The following is an 18,432-nucleotide window of genomic DNA, read 5'->3' on the forward strand; positions in this document are numbered from 1 at the left end:
GGCTTTGCCTGTCCGAGCCGGGCGTTGACCCTACCAACAACCGGGCGGAAAGGGCCTTGCGTTACGGGGTGATCTGGCGCAAACGGAGCCTGGGAACCCAAAGCGAAAAAGGCGACCGCTGGGTGGAACGCATCCTCAGCCTCAAACATACCTTAAGAATGCACGGCCTTCCTGTGTATCCCAGACTCGTCCAAATTATCTCCGACTTCCTGAAAAACCAACCCACAGACCTTGCATGGATCAGTAACCCGGGCTAACTACCCCCTGAAGGCTTACAAAATTTCTTTCTTTCATAGCGATTATATCCCCTTTTATTCAATAGGTAATTCCCGTTGTTTTGGATTGCTAATATCAAATTTGTCTCTGGATACAAGTACCCAAAAAGGTACCTTTGGTGAATAGGTGTCGATATAGAGGCGAAAATCTGTAAACTATCCAATCGATGCCAGATACTCCACTTGCTTTTTCAGTTGCATCGCCTGAAAAAGCACTTCCGCCTTTCTTTCAGCATTAAGTTTTCTCGCAATATTCCTAAGATGCTTTTTTACACCGTCAGCGCTGATATCCATAGCCATGGCGATCTGTTGATTGGAATAGCCCAGGGGAATATAAGATAAAGCCTCAGTCTCACGAGGCGTGAACCCTGCCTTTTGCAGAATCGAAAAATCTTCCGTCTCCCCATGAAGTTCGAATTTTATCAGGAGTACAGGCTTTTTAAGGTCATCCTGGACAACATATGCATGGCACAAAAGGTTTCCACCGGCAAGACTCAGCCTCATACTCCATGGGCCAGTGTTGTGCTTTAAATGTCCGCCGGGCGCAATTTTAGATTGGATCCATTGCTCAATGGGTTGAGGAAGACGCTCAATAAAGCAATCCTGAAAAACACGCCTCAGAAAATTTAACGCCGTTAAAGGGAGTTCAATAATAGAAAGTCGATTGGAAAGAATCGCATAGTTGAGTTTTTCCGACCTTACCAACCAATCCAGGGCGGCTCTTTTATAACCGTTCTCCTGGAACAAAAGATATCCGTTTGCCGCTGAGGCCAGAACAGGGGAAAGGCGCTCCATAAAAATTTTGTCGGTTTCCGTAAACTCCAATTTTTTATCGGTTCGATAAACGCCGAGTCCGACTCCCCTTTCGCCTCCTCCCATCAACCTGGTGCTCATGCAATGATACGTTTGAGTGTGCTTTAATACGAACTCCCTGCAATAATAATCATCTTCATCCATGGGGCTTAGAGACTCATTATACATACTGTACACACCAATGGGAGAAGCAAGGGTTTGCTTCAACAACTTATCCTTATCGCTAATGGAGTAATACAGTTGATCCCAGTTAAACGGCAAAGATGGATTGGTTGTAACATTTTTAGGAATATCACCAGAAAAAACATAAAGGCCCATCCAGCACATAGGAAGATATTTCTTGATGATTGCTTCCAACATATCGGGAATGTTGAAAATATCATCGACAGTATTAACTCCGCAACTAACTTCCAATACTGCCCTTGCAATTTGCTCTCTAAGTCTGAAATCGGATTTCATCCCCCCCCCGGACTGGACTCCAACCTCATATACTCTAATTGCTTTTTCAATTGCATGGCCTGAAAAAGCACTTCGGTTTTTCTTTCGACATCAAATTTCCTGGCAACATTTCGGAGGTGCTTTTTTACTCCCTCATGAGTAATTCCCATGGCCATGGCAATCTGCTGATTGGAGTAACCCAGAGGAAGGTATGATAGGGTTTCTGTTTCCCTGGGAGTAAATCCGGCGCTTTGGAGAATTGAAAAATCTTCTGTTGCCCCATGAAGTTCAAACTTTATTAACAGCATCGGCCTTTTACGATCATCCTGAACCACATAGGCATAGCTGTGCAAGTCGCCGCCCGGGAGGCTTTGTGCTAAATTCCAGGGACCGGTATTTGGCAGGAGGCGCCCGGCAGGAGCGATTGTTTTTTTTATCCAATACTCAATGGGCGAAGGAATCCTTTCTATAAAAGGATCCGCATAAACATCCCGAAGAAAACTCAAGGTCGAAAGAGGAAGTTCCACCAGCCCCAGTTTACCATCCAGTACAGCAAAATGAAGATTTTCAGACTGAGTCAATCGGTCTAAAGCAACCCGCTTCAAACCATATTCCTGGTACATCCTTATGGAGTTGGCAGCGTTAACCAAGAGGGGACTTAAGGCCTGAATCAATTCCCGCTCTTCCTTCAAAAATGGTTTATTTTTATCGGTTCGGTACATCCCCATGGACACCAGGTTTCCGTTCTCATAATACAAGGGGGCGACCATGAACTGACGGGTCTGGCAATGTTTGTCTGCAAATTCTAAGCAATACTCCATTTCCTCATCGAACAAATGAGAGACCTCTTCGTATACAGCCGGATAACCAATGGGCACGGTAAGGACGTAGTGACTGAACTTATCTATTGCCTCAATTTCCCTATATAATTCCCCCCAATTAAAGGGCAGAGCTTCATTGGTCGCGGCAGATGCAAGCGTATCATTGATGGCGGAATAGACGGCAACCCAGTCTATATGAAAATACCTTTTTAAAGTATACTCAACCACATTATGCAGATCGCCGTAATCATTGATTTCATTCAATCTTGAGCTAAGCTCAATGCTCGCATCAGCAGTTTTCGTATTTAGTGTCCCAGACCTCATATTTGATCCCGAACTCTTCCTGTGTTGGGAAAATTTTTGCACGTAATATCAGGGAAATGATACAAGTGGACTTGAGTCGAAACAGATTATACTCTCCTTATCACACCTATGCATCCACTTCGCTTTTCAGTTTGTGTGAACTGACAATATGTCTATCTCACCAAAAATTCAAGTATATTTTGCTACCTAATGAGTATAGAAAGGCTGCAAGACGGGAGCGCAAACTCAAGGGTTAAAAAATTGGTTATAAGGGCTGATTAGAAAATGAGGATTTTAGGGGCTATCGGGGACAAGTAGCAGCCAGGGCGTAAGAGGCCAAAAAAATCGACGCCAGCAAAACCAGCACCGCCGCACCCACGACGCCCAACTCTCTAAAGTAAATTATTTTTCTTTCCCTAATCCAGGAATAGCCTATTAAAAAACCGAGCATGAGCGCCCCTCCTATTAGGAATATCAGCGAACTCGCCCACTGGTTCGTAAAATTGTCTATGCGGGCTTTTTCCGAGGAGGCCGGCAAATACCGCACAGGGACGGCGTCTCCGATTTCATATCCGGAGTTGGAATATTTGGATGTGACGGTGCGCTCAATGCGGGATTGGTCCAGGTAGGTGAAGACGGGATGCAAAGCCGGGCTGTCTCCGCTCTTTACCAGGTCAACGACACGGCCTTCCGTTTTTTCGCCGGAAAGGATGAAATAGGCGGAATGCGCGGCGAATGATAAGGCCGCCGCGAAAAAGAAAAGCACAATAATCGCCAGCCATAAGTTAACCGCTTTGGAGGAAATGCTTTGACGGTTTTTCCCGGCCGCTTCCGGCAAAGAGGTTCCGGCGGGCGCCGCCAAAAACGCCCATAAAACCAAAACAAGAACCACCAACCCGAAAATTGCTATTGCTAAGGTCATCCCCCGGCCCTTTCAATATATTATCCCTTGTATTATAAACAGGTTGGATGAATTTAGCACAGATTCTATAAAATTTCCAGCAATTTACGATAGGCGTCCATGGCGTGCTGTACGCAGTCAATGCGGATGGTCAGGGTTTTGGAGCGAATGCGAATGGCGCCGGCCACTTTGGGATCGCCCACAAACAGGGAGGAATGCTCATTGGTGTATTGGAGGGAGACGAGATTGGCGACCGCAAGGTCGATGGCTTTCAGGTATTTGGCTTCATGCTCCTTGTCGCCTACCTTCCGGGCCATTTCCAGGGCGTAGGCCAGGGATTCCGTGTATACCCCGTCCGAGGCGGAATGGGCTTTTCCGCCGGAGGCGGCGAACCGGCCGGGATATTTGTCCGTATCCTGGATTTTCAGCAACTGGTCGTTCAGAACGAAAATCGCTCGGGCGTATCGAGGGTCCGGGTTGATTTCATAAAGCGCGCTCAGGGACATGGTGTGCCAGGGCACGTAAAAAGGCCGGTAATTATCGGCCATGCGGTCCACGTACTCTCCCAGGTAATGCTCCTGGGCTTTGACCGCCAATTCCAGGGCAAGGGGGTCCTTGAACCGCCGGTAGTGCTCCACCAGCCCCAGGATGGCTTCGCCGGAGTAATAGGAAAGGAGATAGTCCTCATCCATCATTTCATCTTCGGGCGGTTCGATGAAAAACGCCTTGAACGAGCCGTCCCCGGCCATAAGCGCCTGGATTCCCCGCACCAATCGTATTGCTTTTCTATGATAGCGCGCTTCGCCGTCCTTTTGAAGGACGTAAGGGCTGGCGGCCAAAACGCGCAAAGCTATCCCGCTGGCGCCCAGGGAGGCTTTATCGTTAAAATAGATATAGCCTTTGCCATCCTCCTCCCTGTACCAATGGGTGAAGATATGGCTCAGGTTGTTCTTGTGAGCGGTCATGAGATCCGGGTCCGAGGCGGCCAGCTCGGCCATCAGGCGGGAAGCCATAAGCTGGCGGATGGCGTTGTTTGTCTGGGCGTATTGCCGCCGGATGGGATCGTAAAGGTATACAAAGGTGTTGTCGGATTGGAGGCTGCCTAAAAACCACGTCCGGGCCAGGGCGTAGGAATCCCTGATGGACGATTTAAGATTATGGACGTTCACCTCGCCGCGGCCGGAGGCGGGGTCTCCTGCAGGCGCTCGCTGGGGGCACGCGAGTCCCAGGAGAAGGCAGAACAGAATGGATGCAGCCAAACGCAGGGGCATGGCTTACCCGTTCCCTATGAGAGCTTCCGCAGCTTTTTCCAGCTCCTGCTCGCTGTCCCGGATGATCCCTTCCAACTGGGCGGGCGTCACCGGAGAATGGTCCATATAATCTTCGTCCAGGCCGTAAAGCAGGGTGTCGGTCCCCGTGCCCGTGCCTCCCAGCATGACGGCGTAATCCGCCAGATGCACGGCGTAAACCAAGGATTTATATTCCGGATCGGCGTTGGCCGGATGGTGGTGATGCGTGACCACCTGGGCCAGGGGATCGGGCAGGTTCCAGTGGTTGGCAAGGGCTTCCCCCACCTCGCAGTGGGTGGTTCCGGTGATTTCCATTTCCGCAGCCAGGAAGTCCGGCGGTTCGTGGGCTTTGGCGGCGGCTTCCAACTCCTCGCCATGCCCCGCCAAATGGGCGGAAATCACGCCTTTGCCGATATCGTGCATAATGCCTGCGGTATAGGCTATGGGGGGGCTGGCGCCCTGACGCGCTGTCCGGGCGATTTCCCTGGCTGCAATGGCGGTGCGCAGGCTGTGCCTCCACAAGGCGCCCCGTTCGGAGTTATAGCCCTCCAGGGGATCGTTAAAAACATGAGGCACGCACAATCCCATGGCGATGCCGGCCACCATATTGCCGCCCACGTAGGATACGGCGCGCTCCACGGTTTCTATTCTTACGGCAAGCCCAAAGGCCGCACTGTTGACCAGACGCAAAACATTGCCCGTAAGCACGGCGTCATTGCGCACCACCGCCACGATCTCCGCGATACTGTGATCCGGGTCCGAGACAATGGTCATGAGCCTGGTGGCGCTGGCGGAAAGGGGCTTCATGCTGCTAATGCTTTTAAGGATGGCTTTTTTATTGGTCATAATAAACCCCTGAAGGCGTCTTTATAAAATGAGAGGATATAATCCGTTTTAAAAGGCGATCAGTCTATCTCCACCTTTTGAATCTTCTTTTTGGGTTTGCGAGGCAGTTCGGCTTCCAGTTCTTCAATGCGTTTTTCCACCCGCTTTTGGTGCTTCTTCCAAAACTCAATGCGGGACGCGGTGTACTCCTTGCGAAAGCGCCTGAACTCGGCCTCCAGCTTCCTGCGAAGCAAAAAGGCCATTCCGATTGCCAGGGAACCCCGGTTTTCAGCCATTTTCTTCGTCCTCAAAATAGACGCAAAGGTTTTGATCCTCCACCTTGGCCCGAACCACGCTCTTGTCGGCCACGTGCCTGGGGAGCAAAACATGCCTCTTAAAACTGCCTAACCGGACGATTAGCTCATCTTCCGATCGGTTGATATCCACGTTTCCTTTATCCAAAAAGGGCAAATAAAAGCTAACCTTGTATTTATCGCCCTCCTTGGTCAACTGATAGGGCTTGGAATCGTAAAAACGCGTGAGCGGATCTTTTTCTCCGTACACCTTTTCCGCCAGGTCGCCCAACGCCTCATAGCCAAGCACCTCCCCCGCAAACAGGTCCACGGGAAAAATAGGAACCGGCGCAAAAAGCTCCCGGGCATGCTCTACGTATTCGGCCTGTTTTTCCTTCCATTTGGCGAAATACGCATCGGTTACGGATTCGGGAAGCACCCGGTTCATGATTATGGCGTCCACATGCATTTTATAAAGCGAAAAATACATGAAGCCCCGCTGGGTTTCCTTTAAAACGATTTTTTCCGGGTTGCAAACCAGCCGGACCGTGGTGATTTCCGGGTCCTCCAGAACCTTGTCCACCCCTTCGAGCCGGTCGAACAACCCCTTTATCGCCTTGTAATAGTCGTCGTCAGGCAGGGGGATGTCCATCACTTTTTTCGCCACGGGCCGGACGTATTTGACAAAGGTGCGCTGGATCTTGAAGATCTTCTTCATATACCAATCCAGGACCGTGGGAATGCTTATGAACCGGATGGACTCTCCGGTGGGCGCGGAATCCAGGATGATAACGTCATACTCGTTTTCTTTGACATACCGGTTGATGTGCATGAGGAGGCTCAATTCCTCCATGCCCGGCAAAATGGCTAACTCCTCGGCCATGATGCCCTCCACGCCCGTGGTTTCCAGGACTTCGGCTATGTACTCGTAAATGTTCTCCCAGTTTTTCTTGATTTCCTCCTGGATGTCCACTTCCTGAATCCAGAGGTTTTCTCCGACTTTCACCGGGGCGCCCTTGTGCTGCTCCAAAAGGCTTTGGTCCAGGTCGAACACGTCCGAAAGGCTGTGGGCCGTATCCAAAGACATGACAACGGTGCGCTTGCCCGCCATGGCGGACCGAATGCCGGTGGCGGCGGAAACGCTGGTTTTCCCAACGCCCCCTTTCCCTGCAAAAAATATGATTCTCACAAATATCTCCCATGATTTCAGGGATATCGTATTTTATTGCGAGAGAAAGCTCGCATCCCTGAAAATCAAACAGCACAGAATCAGGATACCACTCCAAGACGGTTCAGGTCTATTTTAGGAGCCGGGCTATTTTCGCTTCAGGTACCAACTGGGGGTAATAAAACGGAATATTCTTGTGATATTACTTATTTTTTCCGCTTCCACCTTTCTGGCTTTTTCCAGCTGGGCCAGTTGATTGTCGAATATCTCGGAAAAATACTCCTGGGTGGCCTCAAAGCGCTCCTTGTCCGAGAGTTTCCAACTGCGGATTTCACCCAGCTCTCCGCAATCCAGCCAGTGGCCGCCGCATTGGGGGCACTCCTCCACTTCCACGGCCTTTTTCGGGCTGAAAAAATGGCGCATCATCACCATGTCTGCACAAGCCGGACATTTTTTCCGCGCCTCCAGATCCACCGAAACTTCCGGGTCGCGGTTCAACTCAAGCAGGCTTTCCCCGTCCGACTCCCTGGGATCCGCCAGCTTTTTCAATTCAAACCGGTCGAACCAAATGCCGCCGCAACCGTTTTGGCAGGCGTCCACCTTAACATCGCCCGCCGTCATTTCCGTAAGCTCCCGTCCACATGCCGGACACTTCATATGCTGCCTCCTTGGGGATTAAAAAGCTGTCAATCCGCTCCTATCCAGGTTACCGAGGGTTCTTTTCTTGCGGTGACGCGTTTGAACTTATATTCCGGCCAGCCCATGACCAGGCTGACAAAAACCTTATTGCCTTGGGGAATGCCAAGCTCCCGGCGCATGCCCTTGTTCAGTTTCAGGGTCAGGGTTAAAAAGCCTATGTAGCAGGTCCCCAGGCCCAGGGCGTGGGCGTAATTCGTGATATTGGCCGCGGCTATGTTGCAGTTGTCGCAGGCGAAAGGCGCCTTGGCCGGAGCGTGAATCAGCATAAGGGCCGGGGCGTTGTGCAAAATCAGATCCTTGCCGCTGGCGGCCTGCTCCTTGTAATAATCCATGCCCTCCACATAGCGGCCCAAATTCGCCTTGGGCGCGACAAGGTTCAGAGCGCCGAAAGCCAGCTTTCCCTTCCGGGTTTGAGTCCAATCGGCGAAACGGGCGCCGTAGGAAAAAATCCGGTCCGCGATGCTTTTGATCAGCGCCCGGTCCCCCACCACGGTGTACTCCACGTTCTGGGTGTTGCTGGCCGTGGGGGAATACTTGGCGAGATCCAGGATTTTCTCCAGGACGTCCCGGGGCACGGGCTTGTCCTTGTACGCCCGAACGCTCCGCCGGGTGCGTGCGATCTCCGCATACACCTCGGGGTCGATCAGCTTGGCCTTGGCCGCCGCAATCTGGGTTTGATCCAGGCCGCTGTGCACAATGGCGTTTTGCGGGCAGATAGCCGCGCAATGGCTGCACAAATTGCAGGCCAGAGGGTCCACCACCATGCATTTTCCGTCCACATTCCGAAACACTCCGGAAGTGCATTCCCGCACGCACATCATGCAGTGATTGCATTTGTCTTCCAGCCTGCGAATTTCAATCATAAAAATCTCCCAATAACGATGATGCCCCCTATGGTATCGCGTTATTCGCGAAATGGCAATACCAGGCGGGTCAAGGCAGTCCAATCCCCTGTTTGGCGGCCAGCATCCGTTGCACGGAAGCCCGGCCCATTTCCAACAGGGTCGAGTCCGATTCCAGGCCCTTGCGAATAATATTAAAAGCCGTTTTTATGTTGGGGCCGGGGTGGCAAATCAAGGCCAAATCCGAGCCCGACCGCATGAACTGCTCTACGACAGTTTCAATAGGAAATTGCTTGGCCACGGCCCCCATGTCCAGGTCGTCGGTCATAATCACGCCCTCATACCCCATATCATCCCGCAGCAGGGAGACGACGGCCGGGGAAATGCTGGCCGGCCAGTCCGGATCCAGGTCCGTATACAGAATATGAGAGAACATGACCCCGCTCGCCTGCTTTCTGACGGCTTCCCGAAAAGGAACCAGGTCCTCAGCCTCAAGCTGGGCGCGGGGCGCGTGGGAGTAGGGCAGCTCCAAATGGGAATCCAGAGTGGTGCGGCCGATTCCGGGAAAATGCTTGGCCACGGCCAGAACGCCGTATTCCTGCAAATATTGGATGACATAGCCTCCCAGCCGGGCGACCTCGTCCGGCCCGCCTTCAAAGGCCCGGCCGATCATGATGCTGTCAAAATCCGGAGGAACCACGTCCATGACCGGCGCCATGTTCATGTTGAATCCCGCCTCCAGCAGCTCTTTGGCCATAACCCGGGCGTATTCCTTGGCGTCCTCTTCGGACTTGATGCCGGGATTGCCCGCAAATTGCGTGTACGGCGGCTTTAGCCGCGCCACGGGTCCGCCCTCCTGGTCCACGGCGATGAGCAAAGGCGGCAGGCCCTGATCTTTTGCATAAGCCTGGGAATCGCGGCAAAGCTGCTCGATCTGTTTGGGCTCAATCAGATTTCGGGCGAAAAAAATCAGCCCGCCCACCCGGTATTCCCGGATGTATTCCCTCAGTTGGTCGTTCAGGGTGGTTCCGTCATATCCGACCATAAGCCGTTGGCCGGCAAGATCCTCAATATTCATGGATGGTTTCCGTTTGATTAAATGTTGTCGTAACAAATAAGGTTAGAGGCTCCTTGAAAAAGGCCGTTTAACTCAAATTGCATGGCTCAAAAAAAATGAAGCCGGGCAAGTGAGTAAGCGGCGCGGATGACAAATTAAACCAAAGCCCGGGAGGCTTCGTCCCTTCCCCCCTGGCGGGGGAAGGACAGGATGGGGGGGTAGTTGCGAGGTCTCCTCGCTCTAGTTGCGAGATCTCCTCGCCCCTTGGACAAATATGGAAATGACCAAGTCACCCCCACCCCAACCCTCCCCCGTCAAGGGGGAGGGAGTTTTTTGGGAATCGCCTTTGGCGTTAAAATCTACATCGACTGCCACAATCCCCTTGATGGCGCACCCAATACCTGATTCCAGAAAGTTGAGTTCCCAAGCATCTATTGCCGCATTCAAAAGGGCTCCGCATCACCGTCTCAACTGGTATTTCCTCACAGCCCGGTTGTGGTCCCGCAAATTGGTGGAAAACTGGTGCCCGCCGTCGCCCTTTGCCACAAAAAACAAGTAGTCGGTCTCCGCCGGATACAAGGCCGCGTACAGCGCCGCCTCGCCCGGGCTGGCGATGGGCCCCGGCGGAAGCCCCTTGTTGGTGTAGGTATTGTATGGAGTCGGGGTCTGCAAATGCTTGCGGGTGATGTTGCCGTCAAAATCCCTGATGCCGTAAATCACCGTGGGATCGCTCTGGAGCTTGATCCCCTTTTTCAGGCGGTTGTGATTCACGGAGCTAATCAGGGCTCTTTCTTCCGGGACGCTGGTTTCCTTTTCTATGATGGAGGCCAGGGTGACCACCTGGTGGATGGTCATGCCAAGCTCTTCGGCGCGGTCTTCCCATTCCGGCTTAAAAACCGTGTGGAAGCGCTGGACCATGGTTGTTATGACCTTTTCCGGAGAAGCGCTTTTGTTAAAATAATAGGTGTCGGGAAAAAGATAGCCCTCCAGGGTTTCCTGCTCCACGCCCAGGGACGCGGCGAAAACCGGGTCCGACGCCTTTTCCAGAAACTCCTCCTCCGGCCCGAAGCCAGCCTGGGCGGCCAAAGCGGCAATCTGAACCATGGTCACGCCCTCGGGAATAGTAAGCCGGTACAGGATGGTCCGGCCCTTAACCAAAACATTTAGGATTTCAAGGGGAGTCATGTCCGGAGACAGAATGTATTCCCCTGCGTGAATTTTGGAGTCCGTCTTTTGAATGCGGGCCAGGAGTTTAAACCAAGCGGGGTGGGAGGCCAGCCCTTGTTCTTCCAGATCGTGGGCCACGGCCGAAAGCCCCTTGCCCCGGGAGACCTCAAAGGTTCGCTCCAGCCCTTGGGGATCCAGGGGCGTGTTGGCGTAATTCGCCATCTTCATGCTGAAAGCCACGACGCCCGCAACGCCCGCCAAACATAGCAGGATAACGACAATGGCGGTTTTTTTGGCAAACCCTTTGATGTCCATGCGATCCTGTTCCCCAATACGCCTCGACCCGGAGCTTGTTCTTATCATCATTCAAGCCCATTAGGCAAATACATCCAAGCGTCTTCACAACGGCGCTTATCCATCAAAATTAAACTCCGGGCTGAGGGATTGGTAAAACCTAACGCACAGGTCGCGCTTTTTGCGGATGCGGGGGTATTGCTCGGCAAGGGCGTTTAACTCCTGACGCCGGGTGAACAGCCAGGAGGCGTAAATGTTAAAATCGTCCTCTACGCAGCTTTGCCCATAGCTGGTCAAAAAGCCGCGGGCAAACAAGTCCGCGCTCAAAGGCTGGTGATCCTCGCCCTGGGAGACGATCTCCTCGATCATATTCCGGCTGCCGCCTGCGTATTCCCAGCCCGGCTTGTTGGCCTGCTCCCATTCCCTGGCGGGAAAGGGATGCTTGCGCATGAGGATGCTGGAAAACTCGTGGTGCAGGGTGGAAAGCACGGTCTTTTCGCTGAGATGAGGCGAAACCATCACGTACAGCCAGGACGGCCCGTAGGTTCCGCCTATGGGGTGGCCCATCATTTCCAGGCGGCCCAATAAAAACACGTCGGTGAGGCTGCCGGAGACGACCTCAGAAGGATAGGCGGCCAGGAATTCCTGGATGACGGGAAGGGCGTTCAGCACTTGCTTCAGGCTGGCCTGGCGGCCGTGGACGTAGCCGGGTTTGTCGCGCCACGCCTTGGGAAAAAACCCTTCGTAGGAATACCCGTAATGCACGCGCACTCCATAGGCCCTGGCCATGAACTCAATTTCCGCGTCCGCATCGCCTCTTTCGTCGCTAAAGGCAGAACCGGCCATGAACAACAGCAAAACCGCCAGGACCGGCGCCCAGATCCGAATTCCTTGTGAGCCCAACATGCACACCTCCCGTCTGGCTCCCTTTGTACCGCAAATCCGGACCCGGGTCAAAACCGGTTATGAATGAAATCCTAGGCCATTTTTCCTTGTCGGAAAACGGAATCAAGACCTGATGGATTTCTCCACCTTGTCCAGATAGGCCTTGTTATTGCGGAACACCAGGGCGCCGGCGGCAAATCCGGCTGCCAGACAAACCAATCCAACTCCGATAGTCAACATGAAAAGCGCCTCCCTTCTTGGCCCTTACAGGCTATTTGTTGTTCTTCCATTCCTTGATCATTTTCTCGCCGGTGCGGCCTACCACGTACCCGCCCACGCCGATTTTCATCAACTCCCACAATGCCGGAGGAAGCTCCAAAACCTTGACGCTGCCGGGAAAAAAAATCTGACCGTAGGGAACCAGCAGGTAGTTGTTCACCACAATGGCCACGATGGACATCATGAGAATGGGCCTCCAGTTACGCTGAAGCCAGCTTTCGCCCTGAGCTTCGGCCTTGACGATATCCCCCTGAACCTCGAAAAGCCGCGCCCCCGTTTCCTGGGCGATTCCCTGGAGGTCCAGGAGCTTTTGCTCCACCCTGGCCTTGTCCTCCTGGGACAATTCGCCGGTTACGGCCGCCCGGATATCCTTGGCCAGGTCCCCCAGGCCCGAGGCGATCTCCCCGATTCCCAGCCCGGCCACTTTGGATAAAATGCTCATGTCGGCCTCCTTCTACAGGACCAGATCCCGGAAGAACTGCCAGTAGATGACCACCACCCCTGCCCCGCCCAAAATTCCGCCGGCAAAGCTCAGGGTCCGGTGCATCCATTTTCGGCTTTCCAAGGCGGCCAGCCTGGCATGGATGGCGTTCAAATACTCGTACATGGTCCAGTCCCGCTGCTCCGGACTCATTTTATTGATCCAGTAATCCCTGTCGATCATGTCAAATCCGTTCATGACAGCCTCTCCCGCGCCTTTAGGTGAAAAGCGAAATCAAATTGGTCAGGGAATTCAAAGCCCCGGGCTGGTACGATGTCCCCTGGACAATGGGCTCAAACGCGGAGGTGTTCAGGCCCAGGTTCAAATAGGAAAGCCAGGGGTTGTTATAAGGCTGCTCGTAGGCCCACTTCTGGTATTCCTCCAGCAACTGCTCCCCGCTGATGTCCCGCTGGGTTTGCCCGGCGGTCATAGCCAAGTCAATGGGCGCCTGGGCGTAGTCCAAAGCCAGGGGCAGGGAGGACGCCTGCCTGTCCAAATGGGACTGCTCGGCCGAGTACATGCTTTCGGACAAGCTGGAAGCCAAATCCACGGCCAGATCCTGGCCGCTGTCGGTTATGGCCCGGGTTGCAGCGCCGGAGGATCCTGCGTTGGCGGCGATGTAGTGCTCCTGAATTTCAGGAAGGATTTCGTCCTGCCAGTTTTGGATCATGGGGTCTTTGACCGAGGCCTCCCAGGCTTCCCTGACGCCGGTCTCGTCAAAATCCCCCAACAACGCGGACAAGGCGTTTTGGCCCTGGCCGTAAGCGCCTTCCCCCTGGATCAATTGGTTCACCAGGTCGAATCCCTGTTGCTGCAAAGGGCTGACTCCCGCACTGATTTGACCGCCGTAGGATTCCACGCCCTGGCCCAGTTGGCCGGCGAGGAGCTGGTTCAGATTGATCAGGTTGCTTTTCTGGACCGGCAGCAGCGTGTCCACATTGCCCAGATATTTGGCGTCATCCGTGGCGCCGAATAGAAAATCTCCGAAATCTCCCATTTTTCATGCCTCCATGAGTATGGTTTCCGACCGCTTAAAGCCCATTTTCTCCATGGCCTTGGGCCGCGTGGTTTTAAATACAATGCCCTTGAGCTTTTGCCGGGCTCGGATTTTCTCCAGGATGTTCCCGGCTTCCTCGATAATGCCTTTGCCCTGGTACTCCGGGTCCACGCTCAGGATGTGCACGTGGATTTTCCGGTCCAGAGGGTTGATTGAAGCCCATAAAAAGCCCTTGATCTGGCCGAAAGCCGGAGATCCTTGATCCATGGGCGCAAACACGCCCAGCAGGTTGAAGGGATTTTTGCAGATCATGGGGCCCAGGCTGTAAAGCTGATCCGGGCTGCACTGCCGGGGCTTGACCTGTTCTATTAGCCGGCGGGGAACCAGGGAAAAATCCGGCACGGGAATGTACCGGAGCCCCGTACCTTTGCCCCTGCCGGTTACGGGTTGGGATTGCTCCAATAAGGTATCCATTTGTTCTCCTCGATTTCTATCCAGCCGGTGTTCTCCCCGTCTCCGGCGCCCGCCATCTTGACGGCGCCGTCTCCCGAGGACGCGCTCAGAGAAGCCCGCGCGTCATTGGCGTTCACGGCCTGGGCCAGTTCTTCCAGAATGCTTTTCAGCCTGCGGGTGAACGAGCGGAAAAAGCCGGTCATATCCGTTTGATCGCTGTACACCGGCAGGTCGCAGTTGGGCGGAACCTTCATGATACGACCCTCCCCGCAGGCTTGAACCAGGGCGTAATGGCGTGAATGCGGATGTTCTGGCCTGCTGCGTTTTGGTAAAGGCGAATCCGGTGAAAAGCGCCGGTCGCCCCTGAATACAAGCGAACCCAGGCTTTTTCGCCCTCCCGGTCAAAGGATAGCTGGCGCGTGAGATAGGCGGTCTGGGAGGCGTCTTTGAAAAAGTCCACGTTCAATGTCTGGTTCGAGCCCGTCTCCAATAGAAAATCCACCCGGCCCAGGCGGGCTTTCACGCCCTGCTCCCGATACGGATTCCACCGTCCCGAAACCACTTCAAAGCCGATGGCTTCGCCGTCTCCGTCCGAGGCGGTGTGGTTCACCTGAAACACTCCGCCCTCCCTGTCTCCGGCCAGGACCAAGGGGTATCCGGCCTGCGCCGTGTTGCTCACCCATTTTTCCGAGCAGGCGCTCCAGGAGACGCCGGACATGTCCTTAACCGGGTCGGCCGGGGAGGCCAGCCAGATAATGCTTTGATCCAGAGTGTGGTAGCCCAGGCAATTAAAGGCCAGGTTGTAGATGCTCCAGGTCCAGTTGTCGTAATTCAGGACCAACACCCGGTCCGCCGACTCGCTGCCCGCAAAGGGGTACAAAAGCCAGTACTGGCTTTGATCCTCCAGAACCATGCCGAAGCAGACGTCCATGTGGTCCTTGTCAAAACCCAAGGCCAGATTGGGGATTTTTTCGTCCACCCGGCAGGCGTCCAGGCCGTCCGTGAGCACGGGGCCAGCCTTGCCCAAGGCCAGGCTTTTATCTTGGAAAGAAGCCGTGGAAAAAGGCGCGTCGCAGCCGTCCACGGAAGAAACCTTTTCCCACCGGAACGGCAGATCCGCGTCCCCGGTGTAACGCAGCAGCCAGACGGACTGCTCGAACCAGACTGCGATTTCGTCCCGGATATAGGCCGCGCCCCGGATCATTTCCCCGGTGGGCGCGTCCACAAACCCGTCGTTGGTCCAGTCGTCCGGGTCTCCCGGCTTGCACCATCGGGCGCGCTGCAGATGCATGGCGCCGTTTTCCAGGGTGGAAAACACAATCAGCCGCTCCTTATGCACCATAATGAGTGCGCACTGGTCCACATAGTCGCCCGAGCCGGAAAGGTCCGGACGCAAGGCCTCAAAAACCGAGCCGTCATAGACCTGAATGCCGTCCAGGCCGGTTCCGTCCCCGGCGGTCGTCTCCCCCAGGACGGGCTGGTTGTTGGTCATGAACACTTTGCCCTGCCAGTTGGCCCAATGGATGAAGCTGGATTCCGAACCGGTCCAGACCGGATTGGCGCCTCGCTGGGAATGGCTAACCTGGGTCAGGCCTGAGCTGTCGCTTTCGTAAAGATAGGATTGATCCGCGACCAGTTGAATCCTGGCGCCCTGGGCGTCCTTCAGGTGAAAAATGCCTGTAATGGCAAGGCCCTGGCCCGTGGACGCAAAGGGGGCGTAGCCCTTCCGCTTTTCCAAAACGCCCCGATGGATGAGGGCGTCGTTCATGGTGGTGAATGCGTCTTTGGGAAGCAGCCAGGGCTCTTTGCCGAGCTCCAGGCCGGTGGAAAAATCCGCGATTAAAAAGGGCTGGTAGGATTGCATGGCAAACCTCACGTTTTGATGATGTACATAACCGCCACGTTTTTCGGACGGGTTTCGGCGCCGCCGACCGAGCCGGGCAAAACGGCGCTCATGCCGCTCGAATTGCTGCCCACGGGGCCGCCGCCGTCGAATGTGAGCAAATCCTCATCGTCGTAGTGGGTGTGGCTGGCAAATTCGTCCTCCTGCCTGGTGCCTACGTAGTCCCCGCAGGTTCCGTCGCCCCGGTCGGTGCGGGACCCGGCGTCCGGATCTTTTCCCGACCCGTGGCTCCAGCCGCGCAAAAAATATCCGCGAAGATCGGGCAAATTGAACGTGGTGGAGCCGTCTCCCACGCCGTACATGGTGGAAATGACGCTGAACAGGTTTTCGTAGGTAGTGCGGGAGACGGCGGCGCCGCTGCATTCCAGCCAGCCGGAGGGCGCCGAGGCTCCCATGAAAGCCACCACAGAGCCCGTGGGATTGATCAGGCTTTCGTCCGGGGTGTAATTGATGGCTCCTTGGGCGGTGAGCGTCAGCACATTGCCTCCCTCATCCTTCCAGTGAAGCTCGGCGGTGTCGTCCACGTCCATGGTGTATAAAACCCCTTTGTCCTCCCCGGTGGAAGGGTTGGAGGCCAGGGGCTGGTGAAAAGTCACCTTGCCGTGCTCTCCATGATCTCCGTCCTCGCCGTCCAGCGCCATGTAATGGTCCTTGGCCATGCGCTCCCGGACTGCGGACTTCAAAGTCCGGATCACCCCGGCGCCGGCGCTGATATTGTCGCTGTCGGCCGGTATGGTTTCAAATGATGCGTCCCAGGTTGTCATTGTTTCCTCCTGTTGGGTTTGGCGGGATTAAAAGCCGGGCGCCGCCCTTTTTTCCAAGGGGATCTGCCGGAGCTGCTTGCGGACTATGGAGTTCAGATGAAACGCATAAGCGCCGCGCAGGCTGGCCGCCTCTGAATCCTCGCCGTTTTCCTGAAGAATCTCCATGGCCGCTCCGTAAGCGATCAACGGCCCCCATTTGGAATCCCGGGGAAGATCAGCGTCAGCCTCCAGGGGCATGGGCGCTGCTACAGAGGCGGCCTTAAGGGTGTATGCGCCGTCCGGCAAAGGGCGGACATACAGGGTTCGGCCGTAAATAAGGCAGGCCTCGGGCCGGGCGCGTAGCGTTTCGGATTCGGGATAGCGCCGGAAGAACAAGGCCGGGTCCGTAAAGCGGTCCAGGGGGAAAACCGCGCCGTCCTGATCCGTGACGGTGAAGGGGGCCGCCAGGGCCAGATCGGATGCTTCCAGGCTGTACTCTCCGTCGTCGGAGGATGTGAGGCTGATCTCGCGCCAGGCTTGCATTTCCAGCACGTTCGCCTCCTGGGGAAGCATGTTCACATAGTATTGGTTGACGGCCTGCAGCAAATCCTCTTCCGAAAGCTGCCCGGCGTCGGGCCTGCCCGTGAGTTTTCGCACCTTGGCCTTGATTTGGGATAGGTTCCATTCCATGGCGTAAGTCCTTTTGCGTCTTCAGCGGTTATACGGCCGCCTGGGGGACGGAAACCGGATGGCAGGAAAACCGGTGCACCGAGCCGATGTTGACGGACTTCATCTGGCCGGTGGCCGGATCGGAGCGGTATTCCATGCGAGGGGTGGACAGGCTGTTCAGGTGTTGCACCACTTTTTCGGGCAGGTCGTATTCCTTGCCGTCCTCCAGGGGGCCGAAATGCGCGCCCTGGTAGTTGAACGAAACGTCCACGCCGCGGTTTTCGTTGTTCATAAACTGGACGCGCACCAGGGGGCCGAGGTCCGGACTTTGATCTTTGCTCGTCTTTGCCATGATTGCATTCTCCATATTCAGCCCGGGGACGAAGCCCCGGGCGTTTTTAAGGGGTTATCAGCCGATGTCGCCCAAGTCTTCCAGGCGCAGGCTTCTGAGCGCTTTCACCAGGATGGCGTCGTCGTCGCTCATAAACCCGGCGGCGATGGTAATCCCGGAAAATCCCCGGGCGCCTGCCGGATCAGAGTCGTCGTTTTCCGTTCCCGGATCGTAGGCCAGTCCCTGGTACGCAGAGATGTAGCCGCCGCTGTTCTTGAAATAGATGGATGAGGCGCCGGTGGTTGTGTTATCTGCGATGCGGTTATGCCAAATCTCCTGGCCTTCGCCGAAAAGCGGACTCCACTCGATTTTAAAAGGAGAGCCGTAGGTTGCGTTCAGGTTGTAAATCTCCGCAAAGTCGGGAACAAAACCAAGCTCCAGATTGCAGGGATTGCCGTCAGCCTGAAATTTTACAATGACGGATTCATGCATGGTCGTCTTGCCTC

22 protein-coding genes and 1 pseudogene are annotated in these 18,432 nt (G+C 54.8%); 1 reads left to right on the plus strand and 22 read right to left on the minus strand.

Features of this window, described 5'->3' with window-relative positions; translation table 11 throughout:
- Positions 1 to 257 (plus strand): annotated as a pseudogene (locus G491_RS36805) (IS66 family transposase); the annotation flags it as partial.
- Between the two features lie 174 nt (positions 258 to 431).
- Here G491_RS36805 and G491_RS0125360 read toward each other — a convergent pair.
- The 22 genes from G491_RS0125360 to G491_RS0125475 form a co-directional block, all read right to left on the minus strand.
- Positions 432 to 1,547, minus strand: a complete 1,116-nt coding sequence (locus G491_RS0125360) for a helix-turn-helix transcriptional regulator (RefSeq protein ID WP_028316535.1) — start codon at positions 1,545 to 1,547, stop codon at positions 432 to 434.
- Complete coding sequence (locus G491_RS0125365) at positions 1,544 to 2,611, minus strand: LuxR C-terminal-related transcriptional regulator (RefSeq protein ID WP_169829522.1); 1,068 nt, start codon at positions 2,609 to 2,611, stop codon at positions 1,544 to 1,546. Before G491_RS0125365 ends, G491_RS0125360 begins: the two co-directional genes overlap by 4 nt.
- Before the next feature lie 340 nt (positions 2,612 to 2,951).
- A complete protein-coding gene (locus G491_RS0125370; RefSeq protein ID WP_028316537.1) occupies positions 2,952 to 3,572 on the minus strand; it encodes a DUF3592 domain-containing protein in 621 nt (206 codons plus the stop codon).
- 65 nt (positions 3,573 to 3,637) lie between these two features.
- Positions 3,638 to 4,822 carry a glycoside hydrolase family protein gene (locus G491_RS0125375; protein ID WP_028316538.1) on the minus strand — a complete coding sequence of 395 codons (1,185 nt, stop codon included), beginning with the start codon at positions 4,820 to 4,822 and terminating at the stop codon, positions 3,638 to 3,640.
- 3 nt (positions 4,823 to 4,825) lie between these two features.
- Positions 4,826 to 5,686, minus strand: a complete 861-nt coding sequence (locus G491_RS32500) for an HDOD domain-containing protein (RefSeq protein ID WP_015948726.1) — start codon at positions 5,684 to 5,686, stop codon at positions 4,826 to 4,828.
- A gap of 59 nt (positions 5,687 to 5,745) precedes the next feature.
- Complete coding sequence (locus G491_RS0125385) at positions 5,746 to 5,961, minus strand: hypothetical protein (protein ID WP_015948725.1); 216 nt, start codon at positions 5,959 to 5,961, stop codon at positions 5,746 to 5,748.
- Positions 5,954 to 7,147 (minus strand): ArsA family ATPase, encoded by a 1,194-nt coding sequence (locus tag G491_RS0125390; protein ID WP_028316539.1) that lies wholly within the window; start codon positions 7,145 to 7,147, stop codon positions 5,954 to 5,956. Before G491_RS0125390 ends, G491_RS0125385 begins: the two co-directional genes overlap by 8 nt.
- A 126-nt stretch (positions 7,148 to 7,273) precedes the next feature.
- Entirely contained in the window at positions 7,274 to 7,783 is a 510-nt protein-coding gene (locus tag G491_RS34635) for a zf-TFIIB domain-containing protein (protein ID WP_051327520.1), read from the minus strand.
- Positions 7,784 to 7,812: 29 nt separating this feature from the next.
- The gene (locus G491_RS0125400) at positions 7,813 to 8,688 is read right to left on the minus strand and encodes a nitroreductase family protein (protein WP_028316540.1); all 876 of its coding nucleotides are present in this window, start codon (positions 8,686 to 8,688) and stop codon (positions 7,813 to 7,815) included.
- A gap of 70 nt (positions 8,689 to 8,758) precedes the next feature.
- Positions 8,759 to 9,745, minus strand: coding sequence for a glycoside hydrolase family 3 N-terminal domain-containing protein (locus tag G491_RS0125405; RefSeq protein WP_035220163.1), 987 nt, complete (start codon positions 9,743 to 9,745; stop codon positions 8,759 to 8,761).
- A gap of 438 nt (positions 9,746 to 10,183) precedes the next feature.
- Positions 10,184 to 11,206, minus strand: coding sequence for an endolytic transglycosylase MltG (mltG, locus tag G491_RS0125415; RefSeq protein ID WP_028316543.1), 1,023 nt, complete (start codon positions 11,204 to 11,206; stop codon positions 10,184 to 10,186).
- A gap of 96 nt (positions 11,207 to 11,302) precedes the next feature.
- Positions 11,303 to 12,091, minus strand: a complete 789-nt coding sequence (locus tag G491_RS0125420; protein WP_028316544.1) for a putative zinc-binding metallopeptidase — start codon at positions 12,089 to 12,091, stop codon at positions 11,303 to 11,305.
- A 250-nt stretch (positions 12,092 to 12,341) separates the two neighbouring features.
- Positions 12,342 to 12,791 (minus strand): 3TM-type holin, encoded by a 450-nt coding sequence (locus G491_RS0125430; RefSeq protein WP_015948717.1) that lies wholly within the window; start codon positions 12,789 to 12,791, stop codon positions 12,342 to 12,344.
- A gap of 12 nt (positions 12,792 to 12,803) precedes the next feature.
- A complete protein-coding gene (locus tag G491_RS0125435; protein WP_028316546.1) occupies positions 12,804 to 13,028 on the minus strand; it encodes a hypothetical protein in 225 nt (74 codons plus the stop codon).
- Positions 13,029 to 13,047: 19 nt separating this feature from the next.
- Positions 13,048 to 13,827, minus strand: a complete 780-nt coding sequence (locus G491_RS0125440) for a hypothetical protein (protein WP_028316547.1) — start codon at positions 13,825 to 13,827, stop codon at positions 13,048 to 13,050.
- A 3-nt stretch (positions 13,828 to 13,830) separates the two neighbouring features.
- Positions 13,831 to 14,301, minus strand: coding sequence for a GNAT family N-acetyltransferase (locus G491_RS0125445; RefSeq protein ID WP_015948714.1), 471 nt, complete (start codon positions 14,299 to 14,301; stop codon positions 13,831 to 13,833).
- A complete protein-coding gene (locus tag G491_RS0125450; RefSeq protein WP_028316548.1) occupies positions 14,268 to 14,534 on the minus strand; it encodes a hypothetical protein in 267 nt (88 codons plus the stop codon). Before G491_RS0125450 ends, G491_RS0125445 begins: the two co-directional genes overlap by 34 nt.
- Complete coding sequence (locus G491_RS0125455; RefSeq protein WP_028316549.1) at positions 14,531 to 16,144, minus strand: hypothetical protein; 1,614 nt, start codon at positions 16,142 to 16,144, stop codon at positions 14,531 to 14,533. The genes G491_RS0125450 and G491_RS0125455 overlap by 4 nt, the downstream gene beginning before the upstream one ends.
- Positions 16,145 to 16,152: 8 nt before the next feature.
- Positions 16,153 to 16,947, minus strand: a complete 795-nt coding sequence (locus G491_RS34640) for a tail fiber protein (protein WP_051327521.1) — start codon at positions 16,945 to 16,947, stop codon at positions 16,153 to 16,155.
- A 27-nt stretch (positions 16,948 to 16,974) separates the two neighbouring features.
- Complete coding sequence (locus G491_RS0125465; protein ID WP_028316550.1) at positions 16,975 to 17,616, minus strand: hypothetical protein; 642 nt, start codon at positions 17,614 to 17,616, stop codon at positions 16,975 to 16,977.
- Between the two features lie 28 nt (positions 17,617 to 17,644).
- The gene (locus G491_RS0125470; RefSeq protein ID WP_015948709.1) at positions 17,645 to 17,947 is read right to left on the minus strand and encodes a hypothetical protein; all 303 of its coding nucleotides are present in this window, start codon (positions 17,945 to 17,947) and stop codon (positions 17,645 to 17,647) included.
- A gap of 57 nt (positions 17,948 to 18,004) precedes the next feature.
- Entirely contained in the window at positions 18,005 to 18,418 is a 414-nt protein-coding gene (locus tag G491_RS0125475; RefSeq protein WP_028316551.1) for a hypothetical protein, read from the minus strand.
- Positions 18,419 to 18,432 lie beyond the last annotated feature (14 nt).

This window comes from Desulfatibacillum aliphaticivorans DSM 15576 (assembly GCF_000429905.1).
GTDB lineage: Bacteria > Desulfobacterota > Desulfobacteria > Desulfobacterales > Desulfatibacillaceae > Desulfatibacillum > Desulfatibacillum aliphaticivorans.